A 25,124-nucleotide genomic window follows, 5' to 3' on the forward strand; every position below is an offset into this window, starting at 1 on the left:
TGAAAACGCGAAAGACTTCTCAGGCATAAAGTGCCAATCACGTCTGTTGCTGCGCCCACCCGGCGGACGGGCACAGCGCGGCTTGTTTCGCGAGGCAAGCTAGGCAAAGAGCCATCCTCCAAAGAAAAACCCCGCCGGTTGGGCGGGGTTTTGATCCTTCAGCCGAAAGGCTGATCGCGGCTCAGCCCTGACGGGCTTTGAAACGCGGCTGGGTCTTGTTGATCACGTAGACGCGGCCTTTGCGGCGCACGACGCGGCAATCCCGATGCCGGTTCTTGAGCGAGCGGAGCGAATTACGAACCTTCATGGTCGTCTCCTCGGTTGTCGCGGCGCGGGCCAGCGCCTGGGGTTGCGGGCGTCCCGGTGGGCGGGACAGTGAATTCATGGTGGGCGATACAAGGTTCGAACTTGTGACCCCTTCGATGTCAACGAAGTGCTCTACCACTGAGCTAATCGCCCATGAATGCCAGCCGATCGCCTGCCCCAAAAAGAGGGGCGCGGAAATCCGCGCCGGTTCGGTGGTCTATAAAAGGAGTCGGAGAGGGGATCAAGGGCTTTTAGAAGCTCAATTTCAGTCTATTATCGCCTGAGAGAGGAACATCAATGCCCAAGGTCGCTTATCACCTCACGCATCCCGAACGGCGCACCACGGCGGTGGTGTTCGCCTCGCCCCATAGTGGGCGGGATTACCCCTGGACCTTCCTGCGGCGCACCACGCTGAATGAGCATTCGGTGCGCTCGTCCGAGGATGCTTTTGTCGATCAGTTGTTCGACAGCGCCCCGCTCTATGGGGCACCTTTGATCAAGGCGGGGGCACCGCGTGCCTATGTCGATCTGAACCGCAGCGCTGATGAATTGGACCCGGCGTTGATCGAGGGCGTGGCGCGGCAGGGGCATAATCCGCGTGTGGCCTCTGGTCTTGGGGTCATTCCACGTGTGGTGGCGAATGGGCAGGCGATCTATGCGGGCAAGCTGAGCATGGCCGAGGCCGAGCACCGGATCGAGAGCTATTGGCGGCCCTATCACACGGCGCTGCAAGGGCAGTTGGATCAAGCGCATCTGATGTTCGGGCAGTCGATCCTGATTGATTGTCATTCGATGCCGCATGAGGCGATGGACGCGGTGGCGCGGCGGGGCGTGCGGCGGCCCGAGATCGTTTTGGGGGATCGGTTCGGGGCGGCGGCGGATGGCGCGGTGGTCGAGCGGATCGAGGCGGCCTTTGCCCGCGCGGGTCTGGTGGTGACGCGCAACACGCCTTTTGCCGGGGCCTATATCACGCAGGCCTATGGTCGCCCTGCGCGCGGGCGGCATGCGGTGCAGGTAGAGATTGACCGCGCGCTTTATATGAATGAGCGGCTTATTCGGCCCAATGGCAATTTCGAAGCGTTCCGGACGCTGCTGTCGGGCGTGATCCGCGAGATCGCCGAGATCGGGCGCGCGGAGGCGCGGCCCTTGGCGGCGGAGTAGAGGGCAGGCACCTGTGGTGCCGCGCGGCTAATGCGCGTATCGCAAGCATCGGCACCCGCCGCCTATCGCAACGCCCGCCCTTTGACGATTGCATCTGGGCCGAATTTGGCGCGGATGGCATCGGTGGCGCGTTCGGCCCCGGCGCGGCGGGTGGCTTGGGGATCGAGTAAGTCGCCGGAGCGGTCGGCGGCGGTCTCTTCCACGAGGTCTGACAGCCCGACGCCGATGAGCCGATAAGCGGCCCCGTCGGGCACCTGATCCATCAGCGCGCGTGCGGTGCGGTAGAGTGTATCGGCAAGCTGGGTTGCGTCGCGCAGGGCATGGCGGCGGGTGAGAAGCGTGTGATCGGCCCGCTTGAGTTTGAGCGTGACGACGCGGCCTGCGAGGGCGCGGGCCTTGGCGCGGTCGGCCACCTTTTCCGCCAGCCGCCAGATATGGCCATCAAGCAGGTCGCGGTCGCGCGTGTCCTCGTAAAAGGTTGTCTCGTTCGAGATGGATTTGACCGGCGCATTGGCCGAGACGCGGCGGCGGTCCTGGCCGCGCGCCAGATGCCAGAGCCGGTCGCCCATCGAGCCAAAGCGTGCGTGCAGATCGCGGCGGTCCCATCGCAGGAGATCGGCAAAGCTGCGGATGCCTGCGTCATTCAGCGCCTTGAGGGTTGATTGGCCCACGCCCCAGATCAGGCTGACGGGGCGGTCACGCAGGAAATCGGCGGTCTCGCCTGCGCCGATCACCGCAAAGCCATGCGGTTTGTCGAGGTCCGAGGCGATTTTGGCCAGAAACTTGTTATGGCTGAGGCCGATGGAACCGGTCAGGCCCAACTCGTCGCGCATCCGTTTGATAAGTTGGGCCAGCACGACGGCGGGCGGTGCGCCATGCAATTGCGCGGTGCCGGTGAGATCGAGAAACGCCTCGTCAAGCGAGAGCGGTTCCACGGCGGGGGTGAGATCGAGCATCATGGCGCGGATGGCGCGCGAGACCTCGGCATAGACCTGCATGCGGGGTTTGATCACCACCGCCTCGGGGCAGAGTTTGAGCGCCTGAAACATCGGCATGGCAGAGCGCACGCCCTTGATGCGGGCGATATAGCAGGCGGTCGAGACCACGCCGCGCCGCCCGCCGCCGATGATGAGCGGCTTGTCGGCAAGATCCGGGTTGTCGCGTTTTTCGACGGAGGCGTAGAAGGCATCGCAATCCATATGGGCGATGGAGAGGTCGAAAAGCTCGGGATGGGCCACGATGCGGGGGCTGCCGCAAGCGGGGCAGCGGCGGGCGGTGTCGAATCGGGTCAGGCAATCGCGGCAGAGGCTGGGCATGATGCGGGAGTGTAGGGGCTGTGCGCGGGGGCGCGCAAGTTGGGGGATGTGGTGGAAGAGGTGCGCGGGGCGCTGGGCCGGGGACTAGCGAAGCAACGGCATGGTCGCCACTTTATCTCGCCAAGTCCGTGTGCTCCCACAGCATAGCGCCCCCTCTCAAAATCGCTAGGCCGCGGGACGGCCCAGCGATCCGCGCGGCGGCGCGTGCCGCGCCTTGTTCCGCGCGGGGCTCAGGGACAGCGCTGTATCTCGTTGCCAAAAGAGAAAGCCCGGATGCTGGGCATCCGGGCTTCGTCGTTGGGTTCGATCCCCTCGGCTCAGAGCAGGGATTTGACCTTGTCCGCCACGGCCTCGGCGGTGATGCCGAATTCCTTGTAGAGTGTGGGGGCAGGGGCGGATGCCCCGAAATCATGCATGCCGACAAAGCCGCCCTTTTCGCGGCGGCCGCGCTCGCCGTAGAGCCAGCGGTCCCAGCCAAAGCGGATCGCGGCCTCGATGGCGACGCGCACCGGGCCTGCGGGCAGGACGCGGCGGCGATAGCTGTCGTCTTGTTCCTCGAAGAGTTCCCAGCAGGGCATGGAGACCACGCGCGTGCCGATACCCTCGGCTTCCAAGAGGTCGCGCGCCTTCATGGCAATCTCGACCTCTGATCCGGTGGCCATCAGGATCGCCTGACGCTTGCCCGTTGCATCGGCCAGCACATAGGCGCCTTGGGCGGTCAGGTTCTTGGCCTTATGCTCGCGGCGCAGGGTCGGCAGGCCTTGGCGGGTAAGCGACAGGACCGACGGCGTTTCCTTGGAGGTGAGCGCCAGTTCCCACGCTTCGGCGGTCTCGACCGTATCGCAGGGGCGGAAGACCCAGGTGTTGGGGGTGGCGCGGCTGATCGCCAGATGCTCAACGGGCTGGTGGGTCGGGCCATCCTCGCCCAGACCGATGCTGTCATGGGTCATGACGAACACGGTGGGGATTTTCATCAGCGCGGCCAGACGCATGGCGGGGCGGGCGTAATCGGTAAAGCACATGAAGGTGCCGCCATAGGGGCGGATGCCGCCATGCAGCGCCATGCCGTTCATCGCGGCGGCCATGCCATGTTCGCGGATGCCCCAATGAATGTAGCGGCCCTTGCGGTTGTCCACGTCGAACACGGACATATCGCCCGAGCGGGTGTTGTTGGAGCCAGAGAGATCGGCAGAGCCGCCGACGGTTTCCTGAAGGATCGGGTTCACGACCTCGAGCACCATTTCAGAGCTTTGACGGGTGGCCACTTTGGGGGCCTCGGCGCTGATCTGCTTTTTCAGGGCGCGGATGCGCGCGCCCAGTTTCACCGGCATGTCGCGGTTGAAGATGCGCGCAATCTCGGCCTGACGCGCGGGCGAGGTGTCTGCCAGACGCTTGGCCCATGCGGCATAGGTGGTGGCCCCACGGTGGCCGATGGCCTCCCATGCGGATTTGACATCAGCGGGGATCTCAAACGGGCCATAGGGCCAGCCATAGGCCTCTTTGGCGGCGGCAAGCTGGTCTGGGTTGGTCAGCGCGCCATGCCCCTTGGAGGTGTCCTGCGCGGCGTGACCAAGGGCGATATGGGTTTTGCAGGCGATCATCGTAGGCTCTGCGGTGGTCTTGGCCTCGGTCAAGGCTGCGTCAATCGCCGCCGGGTCATGCCCGTCGATTTCCAGCACATGCCAGCCGGAGGCGCGGAAGCGCGCGACCTGATCGGTGCGGTCGGCAAGATCGACGGTGCCGTCGATGGTGATGTTGTTGTTGTCCCACAGCACGATGAGGCGCGACAGCTGGTGCCGACCGGCAAGGCCGATGGCCTCTTGGCTGACACCCTCCATGAGGCAGCCGTCACCGGCGATGACATAGGTAAAGTGATCCATCAGCTTCGCGCCAAAGCGGGCGCGCAGCATTTCTTCGGCCATGGCAAAGCCCACGGCGTTGGAAATGCCCTGACCGAGCGGGCCGGTCGTGGTCTCGATGCCGGTGGCGTGGCCATATTCGGGATGGCCTGCGGTTTTGGCCCCCCATTGGCGGAAATTGCGGATTTCATCGAGCGTCATATCGGCATAGCCGGTCAGATGCAGCAGGGAATAGAGCAACATCGAGCCATGCCCCGCCGAGAGGATAAAGCGGTCACGGTCGGGCCAATTGGGATTGGTGGGGTCGAATTTCAGGTGCTTTTCATAGAGCACGGTTGCGACATCGGCCATGCCCATCGGCATGCCGGAATGGCCGGAATTGGCAGCGGCGACGGCGTCGAGGGTCAGCGCGCGGATGGCGGTGGCCTTTTTCCAATGATCGGGGTTGGCGGAGCGGAGGGCGGCGATGTCCACGGGGCGTGCATCCTTTGAATGGGGCGGTGTCTGACGGGTCTATCTGGGCGTTGAATACCAGCCCGGTCCAGAAGTTCAAGCACGAGGCGGCGCAAGCGGTGCATTGAGCGGGTTTGGGGGCGCATTTCGCCGATCCTTTCATTAGACTTGATCAAAACCCGCCCGGTGTGCGATTCGTGGGGCACGCGGGCAAGCAAGCGAGGACCCTCGAGGATGAGCCAGATAAACGAGTTACAGGCACGGATTACGGCGGCGCTGGACCGCATCGCGCAGGGGCTGGAGGGGCGGCCCGTGGCTGCGACAGGTGCCGCGCCGGACGCGGGAGCAGATCCCGAAGAGCTGGCCCGGTTGCGCGAGCAGCTTGGCGAGGAGCAACTGGCCAATGCGCAGTTGCAAGAGCGGATCAAGGTGCTGCATGCCAAGCTAGAGGCGGCGGAAGGCGCGCGGTCTGAGAGCCTGCGCAAGCTTGATGCGGATCTGCAAGCGCTGCGCAAGGCCAATCAACAGCTGCGCGACAACAATCAGACGCTGCGCGAGGCGCAGGTGGCGGGCGTGTCTGAGCCGCATCTGATCAACAAGGCGATGATGGCCGAGTTGGAGGGGCTGCGCGCCGCGCGGGGTGCGGATCGGGGCGAGGTCGAGGCGGTGCTGGCGGCCTTGGGGCAGGTGATTGCCGAGGCGGAACCGGCGGCGGCGCAGAACGAGAAAACGGAGACATCGGATGCCTGAGGTGCAAATCGAGATCGGGGGCCGCAATTTCGAGGTGGCCTGTCAGGCGGGCGAAGAGCATTACCTCTATGCCGCAGCTAAGATGCTGGATGAGGAGGCCGCCGTGTTGGCGGCGCAGATCGGGCGCATTCCTGAGCCGCGCATGTTGCTCATGGCGGGTCTGATGCTGGCGGACAAGACCGCAGGTTTGCAGGACAAGCTGCGCGAGGCCGAGGACCGGTTGGCGGAGAAAGAGGCGGAGCTGGACCAGATGCGCACGGCACCCGCGCCCGAGGCGCAGCGGATCGAGGTGCCGGTGGTGCCCAATGAGGTGGTCGAGACCTTGGCCGAGATCGCCGCGCGGGCCGAGGCACTGGCCGAGACCGTGGACGGGGCGCGGGCCGGGTGAGGCTGGCTGAGGGGGTGCGATGAAGCTCGTCTTTGGTCTGGTGCTTTTGGCGCTGGTCGCGGGCGCGGCCTATGTGCGGCTTGCGCCGACCGATCCAAAGCACTGGCACGGGATGCCGCAGAGCGTTTCCCCCGGTGATCTGGACGGCGGGGCCGTGCGGGTGGTCAGCGGCGATTTGGCGGCGCTTGATGCAATCATCCGCGCCACGCCGCGCACCCAAGTGTTGGCGGGGGATGTGGCGCAGGGCATGATCACCTATGTCACGCGCTCGCGGGTCTTTGGCTTTCCGGATTATACGACGGTGCGGCAGAGCGGCGCGCAGTTGGAGATTTACGGGCGTCTGCGCTTTGGCAAGTCAGATCTGGGCGTCAACGCCGCCCGAATCGACGGCTGGTTGCAGCGATTGGGGCAGGCGGGAGGATAGGCATCCATCCGTGATCTTGCGCCACATCGGCACGTTGAGCGACATCTGGCACTGCGCCATGAACATATTGCCATCCACATGAAGGCAGATCGTCTCGCCCATCTCGACGCGCGCGCCGCTTTTGTCGGTGCAGTAGCATTCAACCGTTTTGCGCCCGATGGTGGCATCGGCGAGCGCCGGGGTGGCGCAGATCAGAAGAAGAGGCAGGAGCGCTTTCATGGCGTAATTCTAGCACAGGTGAGACCTCTTGACCAAGTCACAAGGATGGGACAGAGGATCATTCCCATGATACCCTTGGACAGATTGCAACAGATCGTGGAGCGCTTTGACTATGTCGAGGCGCAGATGATGCAGGGCGGTGGCGATATTGCCCGCCTTGGCCGCGAATATTCCGAATTGCGGCCCGTGGTTGAAGAGATCCGGGCCTATCGTCTGGCCGTGAACGATCTGGACGGTGCGCGGGCGATGCTGGCCGATCCCGAGATGCGCGATCTGGCGCGCGAAGAGGTGGCGGTGCTGGAGGCGCGGTTGCCCGAGATGGAGCAGCGGTTGCAACTGGCGCTCTTGCCCCGCGACGAGGCGGATGCGCGGCCTGCCATCCTCGAAATCCGGCCCGGCACGGGGGGCGAGGAGGCGGCGCTCTTTGGGGCGGACCTGATGCGGATGTATCAGCGCTATGCCGAGGCGCGCGGCTGGTCCTTTGAGGTGATCGAGGAACAGCAGAGCGAATTGGGCGGTATCCGCGAATTGGTGGTGCGGATTGGCGGTGAGGGCGTTTTTGCCCGGCTCAAGTTCGAATCGGGGGTGCACCGCGTGCAGCGCGTGCCCGAGACCGAGAGCGGCGGGCGTATTCATACCTCTGCCGCGACAGTGGCGGTGCTGCCCGAGGCGGAAGATGTGGATATTCAGATCAACGCCAACGACCTGCGGATCGACACGATGCGGTCGTCTGGCGCGGGTGGGCAGCATGTGAACACGACCGATTCGGCGGTGCGGATCACGCATTTGCCCACCGGCATCGTGGTCACGAGTTCCGAGAAATCGCAGCATCGCAACCGCGAGATCGCGATGCAGGTGTTGAAGACCCGGCTTTACGATCTGGAGCGCAATCGCGTGGACAGCGAACGCTCTGCCAATCGGGCGGCGCAGGTGGGCAGCGGCGATCGGTCAGAGCGGATTCGCACCTATAATTTCCCCCAAGGGCGGATGACCGATCACCGCATCAACCTGACGCTTTACAAGCTGGAGCAGGTTCTTGGCGGTGATCTGGACGAGGTGATCGACGCGCTGACAGCGGATGCACAGGCCAGCCTGCTGGCTGAGATGTCGTGATCCTGCGCGACGCCCTGGTAAGCGCCGTGCGACGGCTGGAGGCCGAGGGGATCGAGGGGGCTGCGGGCGATGCGCGGGCGCTTTTGGCGGGCGCGGTGGGCCTGGCCCGTGACCGTCTGACGCTGCATCTGGGGGAGGATCTGGACGCGGCGGCCTTGGCGCGGTTCGAGGCCATGATTGCCCGGAGGGCGGCGCGCGAACCTGTGGCCAAGATCCTTGGGCGGCGGGTGTTCTGGGGGCGGGAGTTCGAGGTTACAGCGGATGTTCTTGATCCACGCCCGGAAACGGAATGCCTGATCGCCGAGGCGCTTGCTGGACCCAAGCCATTGACTTTGCTTGATCTTGGCACGGGCAGTGGCATTCTGGCGGTGACGCTTTTGGCGGAATGGCCGGACGCGCGGGGCGTGGCCACGGATGTGTCCGATGCCGCCCTTGACGTGGCCACGCGCAACGCGGCGCGGCATGGGGTGGCGGGTCGCTTGACGCTGAGCCGTTCGGATTGGTTTGCGCGGGTGGCCGGGGTGTTTGATCTGATCGTGTCGAACCCGCCCTATATCGCGGCGGCGGAAATGGCGGGGTTGATGCCCGAAGTACGCGAGCACGATCCGCGCGGGGCGCTGACCGATGAGGCGGATGGGCTGACCGCCTATCGGGCGATTGCGGCGGGGGCGGGGGCGCATCTGAGCCCCGGTGGGCGTCTGATGGTTGAAATCGGGTGGAAACAGGGGCCGGCGGTGGCCGATCTGCTGTGTGCGGCGGGATTCGACGCGGTGACGATCCGGCCCGATCTGGAAGGGCGCGACCGGGTGGTCTGCGGGGTTTGGCCGGGGACCTCACGCAGAAATGAGCCATAATTGGCGAGATTTGCGGAAATTTTCCGCTTTGCTCTTGTATGGTCGGGCGGCGCGTGCTTATTGGGGAGCAGTCACGACGGAGGATGCCCAATCGGGCGGTCCCGCTTGACACCAAGCCAGAACATGTCCGATCCGGTTTCATTCGGCGCAAGGGGCGCCCATCGGGTCAAGCGAACATTTTGAGCATCAGGGCTGGACAGCACCATATGAGATCATCGAAGTCACGTCAGCGGAACAAGCCGAACCGCAATCGAACCGTCGGGAACGTTGTCAATCGCGTGTTTGACAGCTCCGGCCCAGAGGGCAAGGTGCGCGGCACACCGCAGCAGATCATTGAGAAATACAACCAGTTGGCGCGCGATGCGCAATTGGCGGGTGACCGGGTTGCGACCGAGAATTTCCAGCAGCATGCAGAACATTACCTGCGCCTGCTGAGCGAGGCGCAGAAGGAACAGGACGCGCGGCGCGAGGAGCAAGAGCGCTTCAACCGTGATCGTCAACAGGATCGCGACCGCGACCGCCCCGAGCGGTCAGGTGGGCGTGAGAGCGACGAGGGCGAACAGCCCGTGTCGCAGGATCCCGCAGCCCAAGCGCAGCCTGATGTGATCGGCAGCTATGACGAGCGCGACATCGGTCTGGTCGAGACGCCCGAAAGCAAGCCGCAGCCCGAACCGTCGCGCCGCCGGGCGCATTCGGCGGACCGCGGTCCGCGGCGTGGACAGGATCGCGCAGGCGATGCAGGTGCTGGGGCTGTTGCCCCAGAGCCGCGCGCGGAGGCCCCGGTGCCAGAGGCAAGCGGGACAGATGCCCCGGCGCCCGAGGCTCCGGCCCCGGAAGCTGCCGCCAAGCGCCCGCGCAAGCCACGCGCCAAGCGTGCCCCCAAAGCCGAAGGCAATGGGACCAATGGCGATGCGGGCGGCGAGGTTGCGACCAAGGCGGCCGAGTGATCCGATCCGGTGCCCCCTTGGGGCGCGGTGCGAGATGAGTATTTGAAGAACGATGAAAGAGGGGGCTTGCCGGTGGCGGGCCCCCTTGCATGACACCGGAGTGAGAGTGCCTATGCCGAGCGACCGACCCCAACCCGCCTTTGTGCTCGTGCGTCCGCAGATGGGCGAGAATATCGGGGCGGCGGCGCGGGCGATGTGGAATTTCGGTCTGGACCGGATGCGGCTTGTTGCGCCGCGCGATGGGTGGCCCAACCCCAAGGCCGATGCCATGGCAAGCGGGGCGGGGCGGCTTTTGGATGAGGCGCTGTTGGTTGCGGATACGGCCGCAGCGGTGGGGGATTGCACCTATGTGCTGGCCACGACGGCGCGGGCGCGGGGGCTGACCAAGCCGGTATTGAGCCCCGAGCGCGCCATGGTGGTGGCGGCGGAAAAAATTGCGGCTGGGGAAAAAGTGGCGGTGCTTTTTGGCCCCGAGCGCGCCGGGTTGGAAAACGACGATATCGCCCGCGCCAATGCGATCATCAATGTGCCGGTGAACCCGGAGTTTGCCAGCCTTAATCTGGGGCAATGCGTGCTTTTGATGGCCTATGAATGGCAGCGCGCGGCGGGGCAGGTGGTGCCTGAGCGGGTTGATCTGGCCAAGACCGACTGGGCCGCGCAGGTCGAGGTTGAGGCGCTGGCCGCGCATTATGAGGAGCGGCTGGAGGAGGCCGGTTTTTTCTTTCCCGAGCACAAGGTCGAGAGTATGAAAACCAACCTGCGCAATATGTGGAGCCGGATGCCGATGACGCGCGCCGATGTGCAGACCCTGCACGGTGTGATGCGGCAGATGGTCCGCTGGAAGGCGCGCGGTTGAAGCACGGTGGGCTGAGCCCTAGTGTTGCCTGGTGCCAAGGGAAAAGAGGCTGAGGGATGAGCGGAAAACGCAGCATTTTCGAAGAGGTGGGTCAGGCCGAGGCGGTAAAGCCCGTGCCGCAGGGCGGCATGATCGACGCGGGCCGTCGGGGCGCGCGGGGGGCGATCCGGGTCTGGCTGATGGTGCTTTTTGCGCTGGTTGTTGTGATGATCGCGGTGGGGGGGTTGACGCGGCTGACTGACAGCGGCCTTAGCATCACCGAATGGAAGCCGGTGACGGGCGCGCTGCCGCCGATGTCCGAGGCGCATTGGATGGAGGAATTCGACAAATACCGCGCCATTCCGCAATATGAGTTGGTCAACAAGGGCATGACCCTAGCGGAGTTTCAATTCATCTATTGGTGGGAATGGGGGCACCGGCAATTGGGCCGTTTGATCGGGCTGGTCTGGGCCTTGGGCTTTTTCGGCTTTCTCATCGCGCGGCAGATCCCGAATGGGTGGAGCGGGCGTTTGCTGCTATTGGGTGCGCTGGGCGGCACGCAGGGGGCCATCGGCTGGTGGATGGTATCCTCTGGTCTGACGGGCGAGATGGTGGCGGTGGCCTCTTACCGGTTGGCAACGCATCTGGGGCTGGCCTTTGTCATCCTTGGCGTCATCGCGTGGTTCGTCTTTCTGCTTGGGCGCGAGGAGCGCGAGTTGATGCAGGCGCGGCGGGGGCGTGAGGCGAAGCTCTATAGCCTGTCGACGGGGCTGATGCATTTCGCATTCCTGCAAATCCTGCTGGGGGCGCTGGTGGCGGGGATTGATGCCGGGCGCAGCTATACCGATTGGCCACTGATGGCGGGGGGCTTTTTGCCGCCTGATATGATGGAATTGCAGCCCTGGTGGCGGAACCTCTTTGAGAACGCCGGGACGGTGCAGTTCATTCACCGGATGAGCGGCTATCTGTTGCTCGCCTTTGCCGTGGTGGTTTGGTTGCGCGGGCGCAAGAGCGCGCATGAGCGCACGCGGGGCGCGTTCAACGCTGTCTTTGCCGTGCTTTTGTTCCAGATCGCTTTGGGCATCATGACGGTGCTTTATATCGCGCCGTGGCACTTGGCGATTGCGCATCAATTCGTGGCGGTCATCCTTTGGGTGTTGATCCTGCGGGCGCGGTTCCTGAGCCAGTATCCGCGCGCCACATCCATTCGGGGAACCTGAGCATGAGCGCCTATGACGATCTGATGGCGCGCGAGCGCGAAACGCAGGCGCTGGCGCAGGTGGCCGGGCGGCTGGGCTGGGATCAGGAAACCATGATGCCGCGCGGGGCCGCCGATCAGCGGGCCGAGGAATCAGGTGCGATGCAGGCGGTATTGCATGCGCGGCGGGTGGACCCGGCGCGGGGCGATGTGCTGGCAGAGGCAGAGGGGCAGGCGACCGAGCCTGTGGCGCGGGCGCAGTTGCGCCATATCCGGCGCGATTATGAGCGGGCGGTCAAGGTGCCGGGGGATCTGGCCGTGGCGCTGGCGCGGCTGACAAGCCGGGCACAGGGGCAATGGGCCGAGGCGCGGGCGGCGGATGACTATGCCGCCTTTGCGCCTGTGCTGGCCGAGGTGGTGCGGCTCAAGCGCGAGGAAGCGGCGGCGTTGTCGGCGGGCGGCACGCTTTATGATGCGCTGCTTGAGGATTACGAGCCGGGGATGAGCGCGGCCAAGCTTGATGCGATGTTTGCCGAGATGCGGCCCCGGTTGGTGGCGCTGCGCGGCGCGGCGCTGGCGGTGGAATGGCCTAAGCTGGAAGGGCGGTTTGACCGCGACGTGCAATTGGCGCTGTCGCAGGATCTGGCGCAGGTGTTTGGCTATGATCTAAGCCGGGGGCGGCTGGATCTGGCGGTGCATCCGTTCAGTTCGGGCAGTGGCGACGATGTGCGCATCACCACGCGGGTAAGCGAGGCGGACCCGTTCAACTGTTTTTATTCCACCATCCACGAGGTGGGGCATGCCTGCTATGAGCAGGGCATTGATCCGGCCTATCGCCTGACACCTCTTGGGCAGGGTGTGTCGATGGGGGTGCATGAAAGCCAGAGCCGGATTTATGAGAACCAATTGGGGCGCAGCCGGGCATTCTGTGGCTGGCTTTATGGGCGGATGCGCGATGGGTTCGGCGATTTTGGCATTGCCGATGAAGAGACATTCTATCGCGCCGTGAACCGGGTGCATCGTGGCTATATCCGGACCGAGGCAGATGAGGTGCAATACAATCTGCATGTCATGTTGCGCTATGATCTGGAGCGGGCCTTGATCGCGGGGGATCTGAGCGTGGCCGATCTTGAGGCGGCGTGGAATGACCGCTTTGCCGCCGATTTCGGATATGCGGTGGATTGCGCGTCGCATGGCGTATTGCAGGATGTGCATTGGTCGGTGGGGCTGTTTGGCTATTTCCCGACCTATAGCCTTGGCAATCTTTATGCCGGGTGTCTTTTTGAGGCGTTGCAAGCCGCGGTGCCGGGGCTTGGCGCGCAATTGGCGCGGGGGGAGTTGGCCGAAGCGACGACATGGTTGCGCGGCGCGGTGCAGCGGCATGGCGGGCTATTCGAGCCAGCAGAGGTGATTGCGCGGGCCTGTGGCGCGGCCCCGACGGCGGGGCCGCTTCTGGATTATCTCGACCGGAAGTTTGGCGATTTGGCGGGCTGAGGCTTATTGATTGACCGTGGCGTCGGGGCGGTCTTCGATCTGTTCGATCCATTGCGCCAACACGCTGCGCAAGAGGGCGACATCGCGGGTCTCGATCGCTTCGGACAGGGATTTCAGCGCCTTGGCAAGTTCGATTTCCGACAGATGCCCCTCTTGGGCGCGCAAGATCTTGGGGTGGGGTGTGGTCAGCATGTCAGAGCCGATCAGCAGTTCCTCGTAGAGCTTTTCGCCGGGGCGCAGACCGGTGATCTCGATCTCGATGTCGCCATCGGGGTTGTCAGCATCACACACCGTCAGGCCGGAGCCTTCGATCATCTTGCGGGCCACATCGCGCACGGCGATGGGTTTGCCCATATCGAGCACGAAGACATCGCCGCCTCGGGCAAAAGAGCCGGCCAAGAGCACGAGGCGCGCGGCCTCGGGGATGGTCATGAAATAGCGGGTGACATCGGCATGGGTCAGCGTGACCGGCCCACCGCGCGCGATCTGTTCGGCAAAAAGCGGGATGACAGAGCCGGACGAGCCCAGCACATTGCCAAACCGAACCATGGAAAAGCGTGTGGTGCTGGTGCGGGTGGCGAGATCCTGCACGATCATTTCGGCAAAGCGCTTGGATGCGCCCATCACACTGACCGGGCGCACAGCCTTGTCGGTGGAGACGAGGATGAAGCGTTCAACGCCTGCGTCCCGCGCTGCCTGTGCCACGGTGCGCGTGCCGATGACGTTGTTGCGCATCCCCTCGATGGCGTTTGATTCGACCATGGGCACATGTTTATAGGCGGCGGCGTGCAGCACGATTTCCACCTTGCGCGATTGCATGAGCACGTTGACGAGGGATTTTTCGCAGACCGAGCCCAGAACGGGGGAAATCCGCATCAAAGGTGCAAGGCTGCGCAATTCGCGCTCGATTTCGAACAGGGCGTGTTCGGCGTGGTCAAGAAGGATGAGATGCGCAGGCTCATAGGCGATAAGTTGGCGGCACAGTTCTGAGCCGATAGAGCCGCCTGCGCCCGTGACAAGGATGCAGCGCCCTTTGTAGCTGTCGCGCGACCCCGGCAGTTTGTCTGCCAGGCCGTCACGACCAAGAAGCTCGTTCAGATCGACCGGGCGGCTTTGATAGAGGCTATGGGCGTCGTTCGAGATCAGGTCGGCAAAGGAGGGCAGGGCGTGCACCTCGACCCCATGTTCGGCAATGCGCCGCGTCAGCAGGGTGCGTTTGGCGGGCGGGGCGCTGGGCATGGCGAGGATCACGCGCTGAATGTCATAGCGTTTGACCAGTTCGGGCAAATCCTCGGATTTATGCACTTTGAGCCCGGCGATGGTCAGGGATTGCAGGCGCGGTTCGTCATCCACAAAGGCCATGGGCAACACGGCATCATCGGTGGCAAGGGCCGTGGCCAGCTGTTGGCCAGTCTGGCCAGCGCCATAGATCAGCACGCGCAGGCGCCGGTTGCCGTTGCGGTAGATTCGAAGAAGCGCGATGCGCAGCGCCAGTCGAGAGGTGACGGACAGGATAAGAAACATCATGCCACAGACGATATAGACCGTGGCGGGGGGTGTGACGTCTGGGTCTAAGGCGGAAAACGCAAGCCCGCTGGCGGTGATGGCCAGCGCCACCCAGCCAGAGCTGAGCATGCCCTGCATTTCGTAGGATTTCAGCTTGACCTTGTGCAGGCCGAAATAGGTGGCGAGCGCGGCTGCGATGCACATCATCGCAAAGAGATCGTTGGAGGCGGCGCTGAGATTGCTCGACAGGGCAGAGGGCCCCAGAAACAGAACCATAGAGAAGCCGTAAGACAGCACGACAATCAGCATGTCTAGCGTCAGGAAAAACGCCTGTTTCTGGCCCTGTTTCAGTGAGGTGACGGTTTTGTAAAGCACGGCACGATCCCCTGATATCAAGCACATTGAAATCAAACTGTTTGTAGGCATTCACGGCGGCTTAAGGAATGCCGATTCATCGCGATTTGAAAAGAGATGCGCTACTTCTGAGCAAGTTTTAGCCGATTGGATCAAAAAATGTGCAAAAGATGTTGGGTGGCTCTTGGGGTCAGCCCCGCTTAACGCGGTAGCTTCGCCGTCGTGAGAACACACGAATCACAGTTTGGTAAATCAGTCGGATATCGTAACAAAGGCTTTGGTGGCGGGCCCAGATCAGGTCGAGGCGGGCCTTGCGCGGGATGCAGCGGGTGACATAGGTGCTCTCGCCGCTTTCGTGGCAGCTGCAGGCCAAGAGCAGCTTTTCTTCGGTGCGGTGATAAACAAGAGTGGCGAGCCCCGTAACGCCGGGGCGTTTTTCCAGCACGCGGGCGTAGATTTCAGGGCAGCTTTCGACATAGCAGCGCAGCGGCGGGCGGGGGCCGACAAAGCTCATGTCGCCGCGCAAGACGTTGAGCAATTGCGGCAGTTCATCGAGACGGGTGGCGCGCAGGCGGCGTCCAAGAGGGGTTACGCGGTGCTGTTTATAGCCGCTGGAGACGCCTGCATCGTTTTCCACCACGCGCATCGTGCGGAATTTCCAGAGGCAAAACGCGGTGTCGGGCGTCTTCATCCGTTCCGAGAGATAGAACACGGGCCGTCCGTCGCAGACCGCAATCAGCAAAGCGATCACAAGCATGACCGGTGACAGCAGCACGATCAACAGCAGGGCTAATCCCACGTCAAAGGCCCGTTTAGCCGGATTCATGCTGCCATCTCCAAGCTGTGCCAATCGTCGAGCATCGCGCGTGCTGTGTCTTTCAGATACAGAAAGGGAAGCAAACCGGCAAGAGAGCTGCCATCAAGGGTAACGGCCTGCACGGCGTTTTCCGGGGCCTCTTGCCAGATGAGGGGCCGGTCGGCAGCGCGCACAAGGCTTTCCATGGTCACGGGCACTGGCGCGGTCACATTAAGCCGCGTGGGCAAACGGTCTGGCGGCAGCTGAGCCAAGGCGTAGAGCACCTGTGCAAGGTCACCGGGCGCGATATAGCTGCGCAGGGGGCCGGTGCCATCGGCGAAGCGGTCAAGCCGCACAGGGCCCTTGCCCGCGCGCAGGGCCGGGGCGAGGCTGTCGGCCCCCACGACATTGGCCAGTCGCAAGCAGCAATGGCGCGTCTCGTCCGAGGGCAGCGCGCGCACCGCCTCTTCCATCGCCAGCTTGGCATAGCCATAGGCGTTGGCGGGGCGGGGGGGCGTATCCTCGGTCAGGGCTGTGCCTGGGCCGTAGACCGCAGCGGAGGAGAGATGCAGCATCCGCCGGGCACCGCAGGCCCGGGCCAAGCTCGCGCCGTGATGCACGAGGGTCACATTGGCGGCAAGATCCTCGGATGTGCCTGAAATTTGGCCCCAAAGGGCAATCACAGTGTCGCAGCGGGGCAGCACGGATGGCAGCGCCTCCCCCGGCGACCACAGGATATCCGCTGGGCCGCGACGCGCCAACCATAGCGGGCGCGGGCCTGCCGGGCCCTGCCAAGCCTTGCGCAGCAGCGTGCCGATGCGGCCGGTAGAACCGGTGATCAGCATGGATTCATCGTGGCATATTTCGGCCAACATAGGGTGGTGCCTGACGTTCGAGGGCAGATTCCGATTGTCTAGCACGGTCGGACCGGGGTAGGAACCGATGCAATGCCAGAGGGACCGGGGAGTCGGAGAGTGACGCGCAAAATCAGGGTTATCCTCGGAATCATGATGTTTGCCGCGTTGGCGGCATGCAGTCTGCCCCGAGGAGCCGCCTTGCAAAGCGAGGTTCTGGCCGAGAAAGACAACAAGGTGCCGACATTTCAGGTGGTTGAGGTTACACGCCGGTCGACTCCGGCGTTGGCGCTCTGGCCGGCGTCGGGATGGAAGGGCAGCTATAACTGGCTGTCCGCCAGCCGCGGGCCGGATTCGTCGATCATCCAGACGGGTGACAGGCTGGCTGTGGTGATCTGGGACAATCAGGAAAACTCCTTGCTGGCGAGCGAAGCATCGCGCTCGACGCCGATTGAGGGATTGACGGTCTCGTCTTCGGGCACTGTGTTCATGCCCTATATTGGCGAAGTTGCGCTGCGTGGCATGACCGAGTCGGAGGCGCGCGCCACGTTGCAAACGCGGTTGCTGGAAATCGCGCCATCAGCGCAGGTGCAGTTGACCGTAGAGCCGGGCCGCAACAATGCTGTGGATGTTGTGGGGGGCGTGGCGGCACCGGGGAACTATCCGCTTTTGTCACGCAACACCCGTATTCTGAGTGTCTTGGCCAGTGCGGGCGGTATCGCGCCGACGATGAATAACCCGCTGGTGATCCTGCAACGCGGCGGTCAGGTGTTTGAGACGCGGGCTGAGACGCTCTATGCCGAGCCGGCGCGCAACGCGCTGGTCCAGGGCGGTGATCAGATCGTTGTGACCGAGGATGACCGCACCTTCAACGTGCTGGGGGCCGCTGGCAGCCAGAAGGTGATTCCCTTTGAGGAGGAGCGGATTACGGCGATGGAGGCGGTATCAGCCATGGGTGGCTTGAGCGCTGCGCGGGCCGATCCCAAGGGTCTTTTGGTGCTGCGCGAGTATGAGCCGCAGCACATCAACCCCGACAAGCCCGGCCCTGAGCTGCGTCAGGTGATTTTCTCGCTGGATTTCACCAATGCGGATGGTCTGTTTGCGGCGCGCCAGTTCCATATCAATCCGGGCGATACGCTGCTGGCCACCGAATCGCCGGTCACGCGCGTCCAGACCATTCTTGGTCTCTTTGGGACGGTGGTTGGCTTTGCCTCGACCGCGAATAACGTCGCGAATTAAGGCGCGCGCCTAACACCGGTGCGCAGGCGGGGGACGCTGTCCCCCGGACCACCTGAGGTATTTCAAGCCAGATGATCGCCTGCGTCAGATAAGGGACATGCGTTCGGCCCCTTCCGCATCGGGGAAAGGGCGGTAGAGCGCAAACCGGGACTGTGCGATCTGGGCATGCACGCGGTCATGCAGCACGGTCGTTGTTTCATCCTGCGCCCCGGTGAGGCGAAAGGCGCGGTCAAGCTGGGCCAGATCCTCAACCTCGATTTCAAGCAGGAAATCACCATAGGCATCGGCGGCAAGATTGAGTTTGCGGCGGCAAAGGCGCCAGCGCCCGATGGTGCCGTGGCTGTGGAGATGCGTAAGCCACGCGTCCAGTGCTGCGGCAAAGGCCAGCGCCTTGGCATCCTGCTTGAGGTCGATCATGCAGCAATAAAGGTTCATTCCCAAGCATCCTGTGCAAGCAGCGGCGTGCCCAGTCTGGAGCGCAATGGTTGAGACAGAGTTAAGCGGCCCCGGTCCCGTCAGATATTCGCAAAGATGTTTTCGGCGTCGTCCTCGTGGGAGGCGGGGCGACGCGACAGGGTGGAGGCGGAGAGGGCGGAGCGTATTTCCTGTTGAACGGGACGTTTTTGCACAGTCTGAGGCGTGATGCGGCGGGGGTTGATGGCCCGTTGCGCCATGGCGCGGCGTAGGCGTGCGCGGTGAGCGAGGACCGAGGCGCGGCGCAGGGCACCGGGGCCGAGGGTGAGATAGGTCAGCAGCACCGCCGTGGCCAAGGTCAGATCGCGCCAAAAGGCCGAGAGGCTATCGGGGGTGACGATAATGAGGTTTTGCACGAGGCTGGAGCAGAACACCAAGAGGGCGAGGCTTAGCGCGCAGAGGCGGAGCTGCAGCCCGGCCATGAGCGCCGCGCTGAGGCAAAAGAGCAGGGTCGAGCCGATCAGGTCTGCCGTCGCGTGCGGCAGCAGGGCGGCAAAGAGTGTTGCGGCGTCGAGCCCTGAGACAAGATCGAGCGAGAGCGCAAGGAAATACGAGCCGATCACGATCCGGATCAGGTTGAGGCCGGTCTGGTCCATGCTTGGGCGCAGGGGCGTTGTCATGTGAGAATCCGCTGTGAGGGGGTCGGAAACCAAGTGAGACAAATACAACCATGCCGCGAGGCGACTAGGGTATCATCACTGTAAATCCGGCGAAAATGGGGCCGGAGCGTGATGATACCCTGACGCGCGTCTGGGATCAGCCTTCTGCCGTCTCGTCTTCTTCGGCCTGTTCGGCGATCCAGGCGACCGAGACCACCTCTTCTCCGGCGCCGGTGTTGAACACCTTGACCCCGCCTGCGCTGCGGGAGCGGAAGGAGATGCCCATGACGGGCACGCGGATCGACTGGCCCTTGGAGGTGGCGAGCATGATCTGGTCTTCGAGCGTGACCGGGAAGGAGGCCACGACCGTGCCGCCGCGCATGCCCTTGTCCATCGCCTGCACGCCCATCCCGCCGCGCCCGCGCACGGGGTAATCGTGGCTGGAGCTGAGTTTGCCGGTGCCGCGCGCGGTGATGGTCAGGATCAGATTCTCGGCCGCCTGCATTTCCGCGAATTGTTCCGCGCTGAGCGCGGCGTCGGCATTGCCTTCGTCATCGCTTGAGCCGTCGTCCTCGGCCCCGGCCAATTGGCGGCGCATCTTGAGATAGGCGGCGCGGTCATCGGCGGAGGCGTCGAAATGGCGGATCACGGACATCGACACCACGCGGTCATCGCCCAGCAGGCGGATGCCGCGCACGCCGGTGGATTTGCGGCCCTTGAAGACGCGCACCTCGGTCGTGGGGAAGCGGATGGCGCGGCCTGAATCGGTGACCAGCATCACGTCATCCTCGGGGCCGCAGATGCGCGCGTTGACCAGTTCAACGCCCTCGGGCAGGTCCATCGCGATCTTGCCATTGCGCATGACATTGGTGAAATCCGAGAGCGCGTTGCGCCGCACATCGCCTGCCGAGGTGGCAAAGACGATTTGCAAGTCTTCCCAATCTTCTTCGGGGCGGTCCACGGGCATGATCGCGGCGATGGAAACGCCAGTCGGAATGGGCAGGATGTTGACGATGGCCTTGCCCTTGGAGGTGCGCCCGCCGAGTGGCAAGCGCCATGTCTTGAGCTTGTAGACCATACCGCCGGTGGTGAAGAACAAGAGCTGTGTGTGGGTGTTGGCGACAAAGAGCGTGGTGACCACGTCTTCATCCTTGGTGGCCATGCCCGACAGACCCTTGCCACCGCGCTTTTGTGCGCGGAAATCGGCAAGGGCGGTGCGTTTGATATAGCCGCCACTGGTGACGGTCACGACCATATCCTCGCGCTCGATGAGGTCTTCGTCTTCCATATCGCCGGACCAGTCCACGATCTCGGTGCGGCGGGGGACGGCGAAGAGTTCACGCACTTCGCGCAGCTCGTCGGAAATGATCTGCATGATCCGCTCGCGGCTGGCCAGAATAGCGAGGTATTCCTTGATCTTGCCTGCGAGGTCTTGGAGTTCGTCGGTGACTTCTTTGACGCCCAGTTGCGTGAGGCGTTGCAGGCGCAGATCGAGAATGGCGCGCGCCTGTACTTCGCTCAGGTTATAGGTGCCATCGGCATTGGCCGGGTGGCTGGGATCGTCGATCAGCGCGATATAGGGCAGGATGTCGCCCGCGGGCCAGCGACGTTCCATCAGTTTCTGGCGCGCCTCGGCGGCATCCATGGAGCCACGGATCGTGGCCACCACCTCATCCACGTTGGACACAGCAACGGCCAGACCGCAGAGCACATGCGCGCGCTCGCGCGCCTTGCGCAGGTCATAGGCTGTACGGCGCGCGACCACCTCTTCGCGGAAGGTGATGAAGAGCGACAGGAATCGGTGCAGCGTCAATTGCTCGGGTTTGCCGCCGTTCAATGCCAGCATGTTGCAGCCGAAATAGGTCTGCATCGGGGTAAAGCGGTAGAGTTGATTGAGCACCACCTCGGCGGTGGCGTCACGTTTCAGTTCGATCACCACGCGCACGCCGTTGCGGTCGGATTCGTCCTGCACATGCGCGATGCCTTCGATCCGCTTGTCACGGGCGGCCTCGGCGATCCGCTCGATCATCGTGGCCTTGTTCACCTGATAGGGGATTTCGTCGATGATGATGGCGTAGCGGTCTTTGCGGATTTCCTCGGTGCGGGTTTTGGCGCGGATGATGACCGAGCCGCGCCCTTCGAGATAGGCCTTGCGCGCGCCGGAGCGGCCCAGCATCAGGCCGCCGGTGGGGAAATCGGGGCCGGGGATATATTGGATCAAATCCTCGCTCTCGAGATCAGGGTTGTCGATCAGCGCCAGCGTGGCATCGACCACCTCGCCCAAGTTATGCGGCGGGATATTGGTGGCCATGCCGACGGCGATACCGCCCGCGCCATTGACCAGCATATTGGGAAAGCGGGCGGGCAGGACGGTGGGCTCTCGGTCTTTGCCGTCGTAATTGTCCTGAAAATTGACGGTCTCTTTTTCGATATCGGCCAAGAGATAGGCGGCCGGTTTGTCCATCCGCACTTCGGTATAGCGCATGGCGGCGGCGTTATCGCCATCCATCGAGCCGAAATTGCCCTGACCATCGAGCAGGGGCAGGGACATCGAAAAATCCTGCGCCATGCGCACAAGCGCGTCATAGATCGCGCTGTCGCCATGGGGGTGGTATTTGCCCATGACATCGCCCACGGCGCGGGCGGATTTGCGGTAGGGTTTATCGTGGGTATTGCCGCTTTCGTGCATGGCATAAAGGATGCGGCGATGCACGGGTTTGAGGCCATCGCGCAGATCGGGAATCGCGCGGCTGACGATCACGCTCATGGCGTAATCGAGATAGGAGGTTTTCATCTCATGGGTGATCGAGACGGTGGGGCCGCTGTAGGCGGGCCGCTCTGGCGGAGTTTCATCCATGTTTTCAGGGGGTTGAGGCGTATCGCTCACGTTTGGGACCGTCCTGTGATCATTCTCTATATCTTGTTGAAAGGACTATATCAGAGGCAGGATATAGGGTGCAATGGGGCTGGGGAATTGCCTTTGTCAGCCAGCATTCATGAGTGCTAACATGCTGTTTTAATTGAAAAGTAATTTATTTCTGGCACGATGAGTCTGTCAGGCAGTGACAGGAGAGACACATGCAGATGTCTGAGACGGAAATGATGCTCAGGGGATATGGGCTGACGACGGCGGAATTTTTCTATCGAATGCCCGATTATCGCAACGTGCTGAACAGTTATCTGTGGCAGGATTTTGATCTGGCGCCGGACCATCCCAAGCTCTTTGGCTTTATCGAGTTCTGGCAACGCGAGATTGAGGGGCCGCTGCATTCGGTGCGCTTTACCCATCGCAAGCTGATCGCGCCGGGGGAGTGGCGTAACGTCGTAGGTGAATTCACGCTGCACTAGGGCGGGGCGGGGCTTTGACGGGTTGAAGCCCCGAAGCTGGCGTGGTCTTTTTCTGGCAGGGCCGGGTGCGCCCGCAGGAGAGGCGCATGACCGCAGCACAGATGATGATCCTTGGCATTCTGGCGCTGACCATGGCGCTGTTTCTCTGGGGGCGGTTGCGGCATGACGTGGTGGCGTTATCCGCCCTTATGGCCTGTGTCGTGACGGGGTTGGTGCCGGGGGCAGAGGCCTTTGCCGGGTTTGGGCATCCGGCGGTGATCACCGTGGCCTGTGTGCTGGTGCTGAGCCAAGGGTTGCAGAATACCGGGGCGGTCGATGCTTTGGCGCGGACGGTGTTGCCGCGCGACGCGGGGCGGTTGGTGAGCATCGGGGCGATCTTGGCGCTGGGCGCGGCGCTGTCGGGGTTCATGAACAATGTGGGGGCGATGGCGCTTTTGATGCCTGTGGCGGTGCAACTGGCCAAGCGGCTTGAGATGCCAGCGGGGCAGGTGCTGATGCCTTTGGCGTTTGGCACCATTTTGGGGGGGATGACGACGCTGGTCGGCACGCCGCCCAATCTTATCGTCTCGGGCTTTCGCGAGGACGCAGGGCGCGGTGCCTTTGCCATGTTCGATTTCGCGCCGATTGGCGTGGCGGTGGCGGTTGTGGGCGTGCTGGCGATCACGTTTATTGGTTGGCGGATTGTGCCTGCGCGCAAGGCGGCGGGCGCATCAGAGTTTGACGCCGGGGCCTATATGACCGAGGTGCGGGTCGGCGAGAAGAGCAAGGCCATTGGCCTGACACTGCGTGCCTTTGAGCGGGAGGTCGAAAGCTCTGATGCGCAGGTGGTCGCGCTGGTGCGCAATGATGTGCGACTGCTGGCACCGCATGGCGGGCGGCGCATCCGGGGGCATGATGTGCTGGTGCTTGAGGCAGATGTCGAGGCGTTGGCGGAAACGCTATCGGTGTTTGATCTGACGCTGGAGGAAGACGTCAAACAGGCCAAGGACGCGACACCGGAGGACGCAGAGGAGGAGGCGAGTGAGGAGGCCAAATCCAACGATGAGCGTGACACGGTGCTGCGTGAAGTGGCGGTTCTGCCCGCATCGTCGATTGTTGGTCTGTCGGCCAGCGACCTGCATTTGCGCACGCGCTATGGGCTGAACCTGTTGGCGGTGGCACGGGCGGGGCAGGCCCCGCGTGCGCGATTGCGGTCGGTCAAGCTGCGCTCGGGTGATTTGCTTTTGATGCAGGGACCGGCGGAATCGCTGTCGGAATTCATCCATGACACCGGCTGTGTGCCGCTTGGGGCGCGCGATTTGCGCCTGCCAAGCCGTCGGATGGCAATCACGGCGACGGCGATCATGGGTATGGCGATCCTGTTGGTGACGTTTGGTGTGCTGCCAGCGGCGGCGAGTTTTGCGTTGGGCGTGCTGGCCTCGATGCTGTTTCGCACGGTGCCCCCAAGAGAGGTCTACACGGCGATTGATTGGCCGGTGATCGTGCTTTTGGCCGCGCTTATCCCGGTGGCGGGGGCGATGCAGGAAGGGCGATGCAGGAAACCGGGGCGGCGGGGGTTCTGGCGGAATTTCTGGTGGCAGAGGTGGCGCGCGGGCAGGCGGTTGCGGCGCTGGCCGTGATCCTGATCACCACGATGTTCCTGTCGGATGTGATGAACAATGCCGCGACCGCCGCCGTGATGTGCCCCATCGCGCTGGGCATTGCGGGAACATTGGGGGTGAGCCCGGACAGTTTCCTGATGGCTGTGGCGATCGGGGCCTCTTGCGCCTTTCTCACGCCTATTGGGCATCAGAACAATACGCTGATCCTTGGTCCAGGCGGGTTTCGGTTTGGGGATTACTGGCGGCTTGGGTTGCCGCTAGAGGCTTTGGTGGTGGCGGTTAGCCTGCCGCTCTTGCTGATCTTCTGGCCGCTCTGACGCCGGCACGCCCAAGGGCGCGCGGCGTCAGGGGCAACGATATCAGGGAATGATGCGGGTGTATTTCATGCCTTCCAGCGACACGCCCGCCAAGGCCCCGGCCTGACCAAAGATCACGGCAATCACCGGGCTGGAAGAGGTGGTTGTCTCGGCGCGCAGGTTCTCGCCCCGGTCGTTGAAGACATATTCCACATCGGCACCTGCCGCCCATCCGGACGAGCGGCGGAATTTCTCGAGCGCATCGGGGGTCATGAAAAAGAGCACATGGGCGAATTGCTGTGCCCCGATCTGAAGCCCAACGCTGCCTTTGGTCGCGGAATAGTAATCGACCGTGACATTGTTGATGCGCAGCGCGCCCCGACCAAAGCCGCCGCCGACGAGAAAACCCGCCTCGGTCACGACTGGCATGACGAGCATGCCGTTGGCCTTGTCTGCAAGGTCCCGGGTGTTGGGGTAGCGCGAATACATCTGGCTTAGCGTGGCATCGACACGCGCGTCGATGGTGGCCGCGCCGGAACTGCCCACGCCATTGCCACAGGCCGCAAGAAGCGGCGTGCCAGCCATCAGGCCAAGGGTAAAATTGCGTCTTGTCATAATGCTCATGGGATTGCCTGTCTGTTGCCTCGTTTCGGGCCGGTCTTTTGTCTCATACCGGTCTGCTACTCAGTATAGGGGCAAGGCGGGCTGATGTCACCATGGATTGCGGTCATGGGCGGGAT

At 63.4% G+C, this 25,124-nt stretch carries 25 protein-coding genes and 1 tRNA gene; 14 read left to right on the forward strand and 12 right to left on the reverse strand.

Going from position 1 to position 25,124, the window contains the following annotated elements; all coding sequences use genetic code 11:
• Nucleotides 1–181: 181 nt before the first annotated feature.
• Nucleotides 182–307 (reverse strand): type B 50S ribosomal protein L36, encoded by a 126-nt coding sequence (ykgO, locus tag GC127_RS16110; RefSeq protein ID WP_008282420.1) that lies wholly within the window; start codon nt 305–307, stop codon nt 182–184.
• A gap of 77 nt (nt 308–384) precedes the next feature.
• Nucleotides 385–459 (reverse strand) — tRNA-Val (locus GC127_RS16115).
• A gap of 144 nt (nt 460–603) precedes the next feature.
• On the opposite strand from GC127_RS16115, the gene GC127_RS16120 reads away from it, so the two are divergent.
• Nucleotides 604–1,467, forward strand: coding sequence for an N-formylglutamate amidohydrolase (locus GC127_RS16120; RefSeq protein ID WP_008282419.1), 864 nt, complete (start codon nt 604–606; stop codon nt 1,465–1,467).
• A 62-nt stretch (nt 1,468–1,529) separates the two neighbouring features.
• On the opposite strand, the gene GC127_RS16125 is transcribed toward GC127_RS16120, so the two are convergent.
• Complete coding sequence (locus GC127_RS16125) at nt 1,530–2,783, reverse strand: DNA polymerase IV (RefSeq protein ID WP_081506482.1); 1,254 nt, start codon at nt 2,781–2,783, stop codon at nt 1,530–1,532.
• Nucleotides 2,784–3,100: 317 nt separating this feature from the next.
• Complete coding sequence (tkt, locus tag GC127_RS16130) at nt 3,101–5,116, reverse strand: transketolase (RefSeq protein WP_151979004.1); 2,016 nt, start codon at nt 5,114–5,116, stop codon at nt 3,101–3,103.
• 213 nt (nt 5,117–5,329) lie between these two features.
• Here tkt and GC127_RS16135 point away from each other — a divergent pair, with 213 nt between their 5' ends.
• Genes GC127_RS16135 through GC127_RS16145 form a run of 3 tightly spaced genes read left to right on the forward strand, consistent with a single transcriptional unit; the run spans nt 5,330 to nt 6,657 of the window.
• A complete protein-coding gene (locus GC127_RS16135; RefSeq protein ID WP_008282415.1) occupies nt 5,330–5,845 on the forward strand; it encodes a hypothetical protein in 516 nt (171 codons plus the stop codon).
• Complete coding sequence (locus GC127_RS16140) at nt 5,838–6,233, forward strand: cell division protein ZapA (RefSeq protein WP_008282414.1); 396 nt, start codon at nt 5,838–5,840, stop codon at nt 6,231–6,233. The genes GC127_RS16135 and GC127_RS16140 overlap by 8 nt, the downstream gene beginning before the upstream one ends.
• A 19-nt stretch (nt 6,234–6,252) precedes the next feature.
• Nucleotides 6,253–6,657 carry a DUF1499 domain-containing protein gene (locus GC127_RS16145; protein WP_081506479.1) on the forward strand — a complete coding sequence of 135 codons (405 nt, stop codon included), beginning with the start codon at nt 6,253–6,255 and terminating at the stop codon, nt 6,655–6,657.
• Here the strand turns inward: GC127_RS16145 and GC127_RS16150 are convergent.
• Nucleotides 6,589–6,876, reverse strand: a complete 288-nt coding sequence (locus GC127_RS16150) for a hypothetical protein (RefSeq protein WP_151979005.1) — start codon at nt 6,874–6,876, stop codon at nt 6,589–6,591. The two genes, GC127_RS16145 and GC127_RS16150, sit on opposite strands and share 69 nt — an antisense overlap.
• A gap of 66 nt (nt 6,877–6,942) precedes the next feature.
• On the opposite strand from GC127_RS16150, the gene prfA reads away from it, so the two are divergent.
• The 6 genes from prfA (at nt 6,943) to GC127_RS16180 (ending at nt 13,317) form a co-directional block, all read left to right on the forward strand.
• Nucleotides 6,943–7,989 carry a peptide chain release factor 1 gene (gene prfA / locus GC127_RS16155; RefSeq protein ID WP_151979006.1) on the forward strand — a complete coding sequence of 349 codons (1,047 nt, stop codon included), beginning with the start codon at nt 6,943–6,945 and terminating at the stop codon, nt 7,987–7,989.
• Nucleotides 7,986–8,843 carry a peptide chain release factor N(5)-glutamine methyltransferase gene (prmC, locus tag GC127_RS16160; RefSeq protein WP_151979007.1) on the forward strand — a complete coding sequence of 286 codons (858 nt, stop codon included), beginning with the start codon at nt 7,986–7,988 and terminating at the stop codon, nt 8,841–8,843. Before prfA ends, prmC begins: the two co-directional genes overlap by 4 nt.
• A gap of 206 nt (nt 8,844–9,049) precedes the next feature.
• The gene (locus tag GC127_RS16165) at nt 9,050–9,790 is read left to right on the forward strand and encodes a DUF4167 domain-containing protein (protein WP_151979008.1); all 741 of its coding nucleotides are present in this window, start codon (nt 9,050–9,052) and stop codon (nt 9,788–9,790) included.
• Between the two features lie 112 nt (nt 9,791–9,902).
• A complete protein-coding gene (locus GC127_RS16170) occupies nt 9,903–10,646 on the forward strand; it encodes an RNA methyltransferase (RefSeq protein WP_008282408.1) in 744 nt (247 codons plus the stop codon).
• Nucleotides 10,647–10,702: 56 nt separating this feature from the next.
• Nucleotides 10,703–11,845, forward strand: a complete 1,143-nt coding sequence (ctaA, locus tag GC127_RS16175; protein ID WP_151979009.1) for a heme A synthase — start codon at nt 10,703–10,705, stop codon at nt 11,843–11,845.
• 2 nt (nt 11,846–11,847) lie between these two features.
• Nucleotides 11,848–13,317 carry a carboxypeptidase M32 gene (locus GC127_RS16180; RefSeq protein ID WP_151979010.1) on the forward strand — a complete coding sequence of 490 codons (1,470 nt, stop codon included), beginning with the start codon at nt 11,848–11,850 and terminating at the stop codon, nt 13,315–13,317.
• 3 nt (nt 13,318–13,320) lie between these two features.
• Here the strand turns inward: GC127_RS16180 and GC127_RS16185 are convergent, their stop codons facing one another.
• The 3 genes from GC127_RS16185 to GC127_RS16195 form a co-directional block, all read right to left on the reverse strand.
• Nucleotides 13,321–15,198, reverse strand: a complete 1,878-nt coding sequence (locus GC127_RS16185) for a nucleoside-diphosphate sugar epimerase/dehydratase (RefSeq protein ID WP_151979011.1) — start codon at nt 15,196–15,198, stop codon at nt 13,321–13,323.
• Nucleotides 15,199–15,367: 169 nt separating this feature from the next.
• Entirely contained in the window at nt 15,368–16,003 is a 636-nt protein-coding gene (locus GC127_RS16190; RefSeq protein WP_008282404.1) for a sugar transferase, read from the reverse strand.
• The gene (locus GC127_RS16195) at nt 16,000–16,848 is read right to left on the reverse strand and encodes an NAD(P)-dependent oxidoreductase (protein ID WP_151979012.1); all 849 of its coding nucleotides are present in this window, start codon (nt 16,846–16,848) and stop codon (nt 16,000–16,002) included. Before GC127_RS16195 ends, GC127_RS16190 begins: the two co-directional genes overlap by 4 nt.
• A gap of 180 nt (nt 16,849–17,028) precedes the next feature.
• Between GC127_RS16195 and GC127_RS16200 the strand changes: the two genes are divergently transcribed.
• Nucleotides 17,029–18,066: a polysaccharide biosynthesis/export family protein gene (locus GC127_RS16200; protein ID WP_232279239.1), complete on the forward strand. Its 1,038-nt coding sequence runs from the start codon at nt 17,029–17,031 to the stop codon at nt 18,064–18,066.
• A gap of 84 nt (nt 18,067–18,150) precedes the next feature.
• Here the strand turns inward: GC127_RS16200 and GC127_RS16205 are convergent, their stop codons facing one another.
• The 3 genes from GC127_RS16205 to gyrA all read right to left on the reverse strand — a co-directional run bounded on the left by GC127_RS16205 (nt 18,151) and on the right by gyrA (nt 21,996).
• On the reverse strand, nt 18,151–18,501 hold the full coding sequence (locus GC127_RS16205; protein ID WP_008282400.1) for a DUF6614 family protein: 351 nt from the start codon (nt 18,499–18,501) through the stop codon (nt 18,151–18,153).
• An 80-nt stretch (nt 18,502–18,581) separates the two neighbouring features.
• Nucleotides 18,582–19,160, reverse strand: a complete 579-nt coding sequence (locus GC127_RS16210; protein ID WP_151979013.1) for a hypothetical protein — start codon at nt 19,158–19,160, stop codon at nt 18,582–18,584.
• 136 nt (nt 19,161–19,296) lie between these two features.
• Nucleotides 19,297–21,996 carry a DNA gyrase subunit A gene (gyrA, locus tag GC127_RS16215; RefSeq protein WP_151979813.1) on the reverse strand — a complete coding sequence of 900 codons (2,700 nt, stop codon included), beginning with the start codon at nt 21,994–21,996 and terminating at the stop codon, nt 19,297–19,299.
• Between the two features lie 221 nt (nt 21,997–22,217).
• Here gyrA and GC127_RS16220 point away from each other — a divergent pair, with 221 nt between their 5' ends.
• The 3 genes from GC127_RS16220 (at nt 22,218) to GC127_RS23150 (ending at nt 24,405) form a co-directional block, all read left to right on the forward strand.
• Nucleotides 22,218–22,487, forward strand: a complete 270-nt coding sequence (locus GC127_RS16220) for an usg protein (RefSeq protein WP_008282397.1) — start codon at nt 22,218–22,220, stop codon at nt 22,485–22,487.
• 86 nt (nt 22,488–22,573) lie between these two features.
• A complete protein-coding gene (locus tag GC127_RS16225; protein WP_254700823.1) occupies nt 22,574–24,106 on the forward strand; it encodes an SLC13 family permease in 1,533 nt (510 codons plus the stop codon).
• The gene (locus GC127_RS23150; protein ID WP_254700141.1) at nt 24,019–24,405 is read left to right on the forward strand and encodes an SLC13 family permease; all 387 of its coding nucleotides are present in this window, start codon (nt 24,019–24,021) and stop codon (nt 24,403–24,405) included. Before GC127_RS16225 ends, GC127_RS23150 begins: the two co-directional genes overlap by 88 nt.
• A 42-nt stretch (nt 24,406–24,447) precedes the next feature.
• Here GC127_RS23150 and GC127_RS16230 read toward each other — a convergent pair whose 3' ends face one another.
• Entirely contained in the window at nt 24,448–25,008 is a 561-nt protein-coding gene (locus GC127_RS16230; protein WP_151979014.1) for a YSC84-related protein, read from the reverse strand.
• Nucleotides 25,009–25,124 lie beyond the last annotated feature (116 nt).

This window comes from Roseovarius sp. EC-HK134 (genome assembly GCF_902498815.1).
GTDB classification, from domain to species: domain Bacteria; phylum Pseudomonadota; class Alphaproteobacteria; order Rhodobacterales; family Rhodobacteraceae; genus Roseovarius; species Roseovarius mucosus_A.

What these genes read in the sequence shown, in the direction of transcription:
- GC127_RS16165 (WP_151979008.1), top strand. Translation starts at nt 9,050, where the DNA reads ATGAGATCATCGAAGTCACGTCAGCGGAACAAGCCGAACCGCAATCGA.
- GC127_RS16180 (WP_151979010.1), top strand. Translation starts at nt 11,848, where the DNA reads ATGAGCGCCTATGACGATCTGATGGCGCGCGAGCGCGAAACGCAGGCG.
- GC127_RS16135 (WP_008282415.1), top strand. Translation starts at nt 5,330, where the DNA reads ATGAGCCAGATAAACGAGTTACAGGCACGGATTACGGCGGCGCTGGAC.
- GC127_RS16225 (WP_254700823.1), top strand. Translation starts at nt 22,574, where the DNA reads ATGACCGCAGCACAGATGATGATCCTTGGCATTCTGGCGCTGACCATG.
- GC127_RS16120 (WP_008282419.1), top strand. Translation starts at nt 604, where the DNA reads ATGCCCAAGGTCGCTTATCACCTCACGCATCCCGAACGGCGCACCACG.
- GC127_RS16230 (WP_151979014.1), bottom strand. Translation starts at nt 25,008, where the DNA reads ATGAGCATTATGACAAGACGCAATTTTACCCTTGGCCTGATGGCTGGC.
- GC127_RS16210 (WP_151979013.1), bottom strand. Translation starts at nt 19,160, where the DNA reads ATGACAACGCCCCTGCGCCCAAGCATGGACCAGACCGGCCTCAACCTG.
- GC127_RS16125 (WP_081506482.1), bottom strand. Translation starts at nt 2,783, where the DNA reads ATGCCCAGCCTCTGCCGCGATTGCCTGACCCGATTCGACACCGCCCGC.
- GC127_RS16190 (WP_008282404.1), bottom strand. Translation starts at nt 16,003, where the DNA reads ATGAATCCGGCTAAACGGGCCTTTGACGTGGGATTAGCCCTGCTGTTG.
- ykgO (WP_008282420.1), bottom strand. Translation starts at nt 307, where the DNA reads ATGAAGGTTCGTAATTCGCTCCGCTCGCTCAAGAACCGGCATCGGGAT.
- GC127_RS16205 (WP_008282400.1), bottom strand. Translation starts at nt 18,501, where the DNA reads ATGAACCTTTATTGCTGCATGATCGACCTCAAGCAGGATGCCAAGGCG.
- GC127_RS23150 (WP_254700141.1), top strand. Translation starts at nt 24,019, where the DNA reads ATGCAGGAAACCGGGGCGGCGGGGGTTCTGGCGGAATTTCTGGTGGCA.
- GC127_RS16150 (WP_151979005.1), bottom strand. Translation starts at nt 6,876, where the DNA reads ATGAAAGCGCTCCTGCCTCTTCTTCTGATCTGCGCCACCCCGGCGCTC.
- GC127_RS16195 (WP_151979012.1), bottom strand. Translation starts at nt 16,848, where the DNA reads ATGTTGGCCGAAATATGCCACGATGAATCCATGCTGATCACCGGTTCT.
- ctaA (WP_151979009.1), top strand. Translation starts at nt 10,703, where the DNA reads ATGAGCGGAAAACGCAGCATTTTCGAAGAGGTGGGTCAGGCCGAGGCG.
- GC127_RS16145 (WP_081506479.1), top strand. Translation starts at nt 6,253, where the DNA reads ATGAAGCTCGTCTTTGGTCTGGTGCTTTTGGCGCTGGTCGCGGGCGCG.
- prfA (WP_151979006.1), top strand. Translation starts at nt 6,943, where the DNA reads ATGATACCCTTGGACAGATTGCAACAGATCGTGGAGCGCTTTGACTAT.
- GC127_RS16140 (WP_008282414.1), top strand. Translation starts at nt 5,838, where the DNA reads ATGCCTGAGGTGCAAATCGAGATCGGGGGCCGCAATTTCGAGGTGGCC.
- GC127_RS16170 (WP_008282408.1), top strand. Translation starts at nt 9,903, where the DNA reads ATGCCGAGCGACCGACCCCAACCCGCCTTTGTGCTCGTGCGTCCGCAG.
- gyrA (WP_151979813.1), bottom strand. Translation starts at nt 21,996, where the DNA reads ATGGATGAAACTCCGCCAGAGCGGCCCGCCTACAGCGGCCCCACCGTC.
- GC127_RS16220 (WP_008282397.1), top strand. Translation starts at nt 22,218, where the DNA reads ATGCAGATGTCTGAGACGGAAATGATGCTCAGGGGATATGGGCTGACG.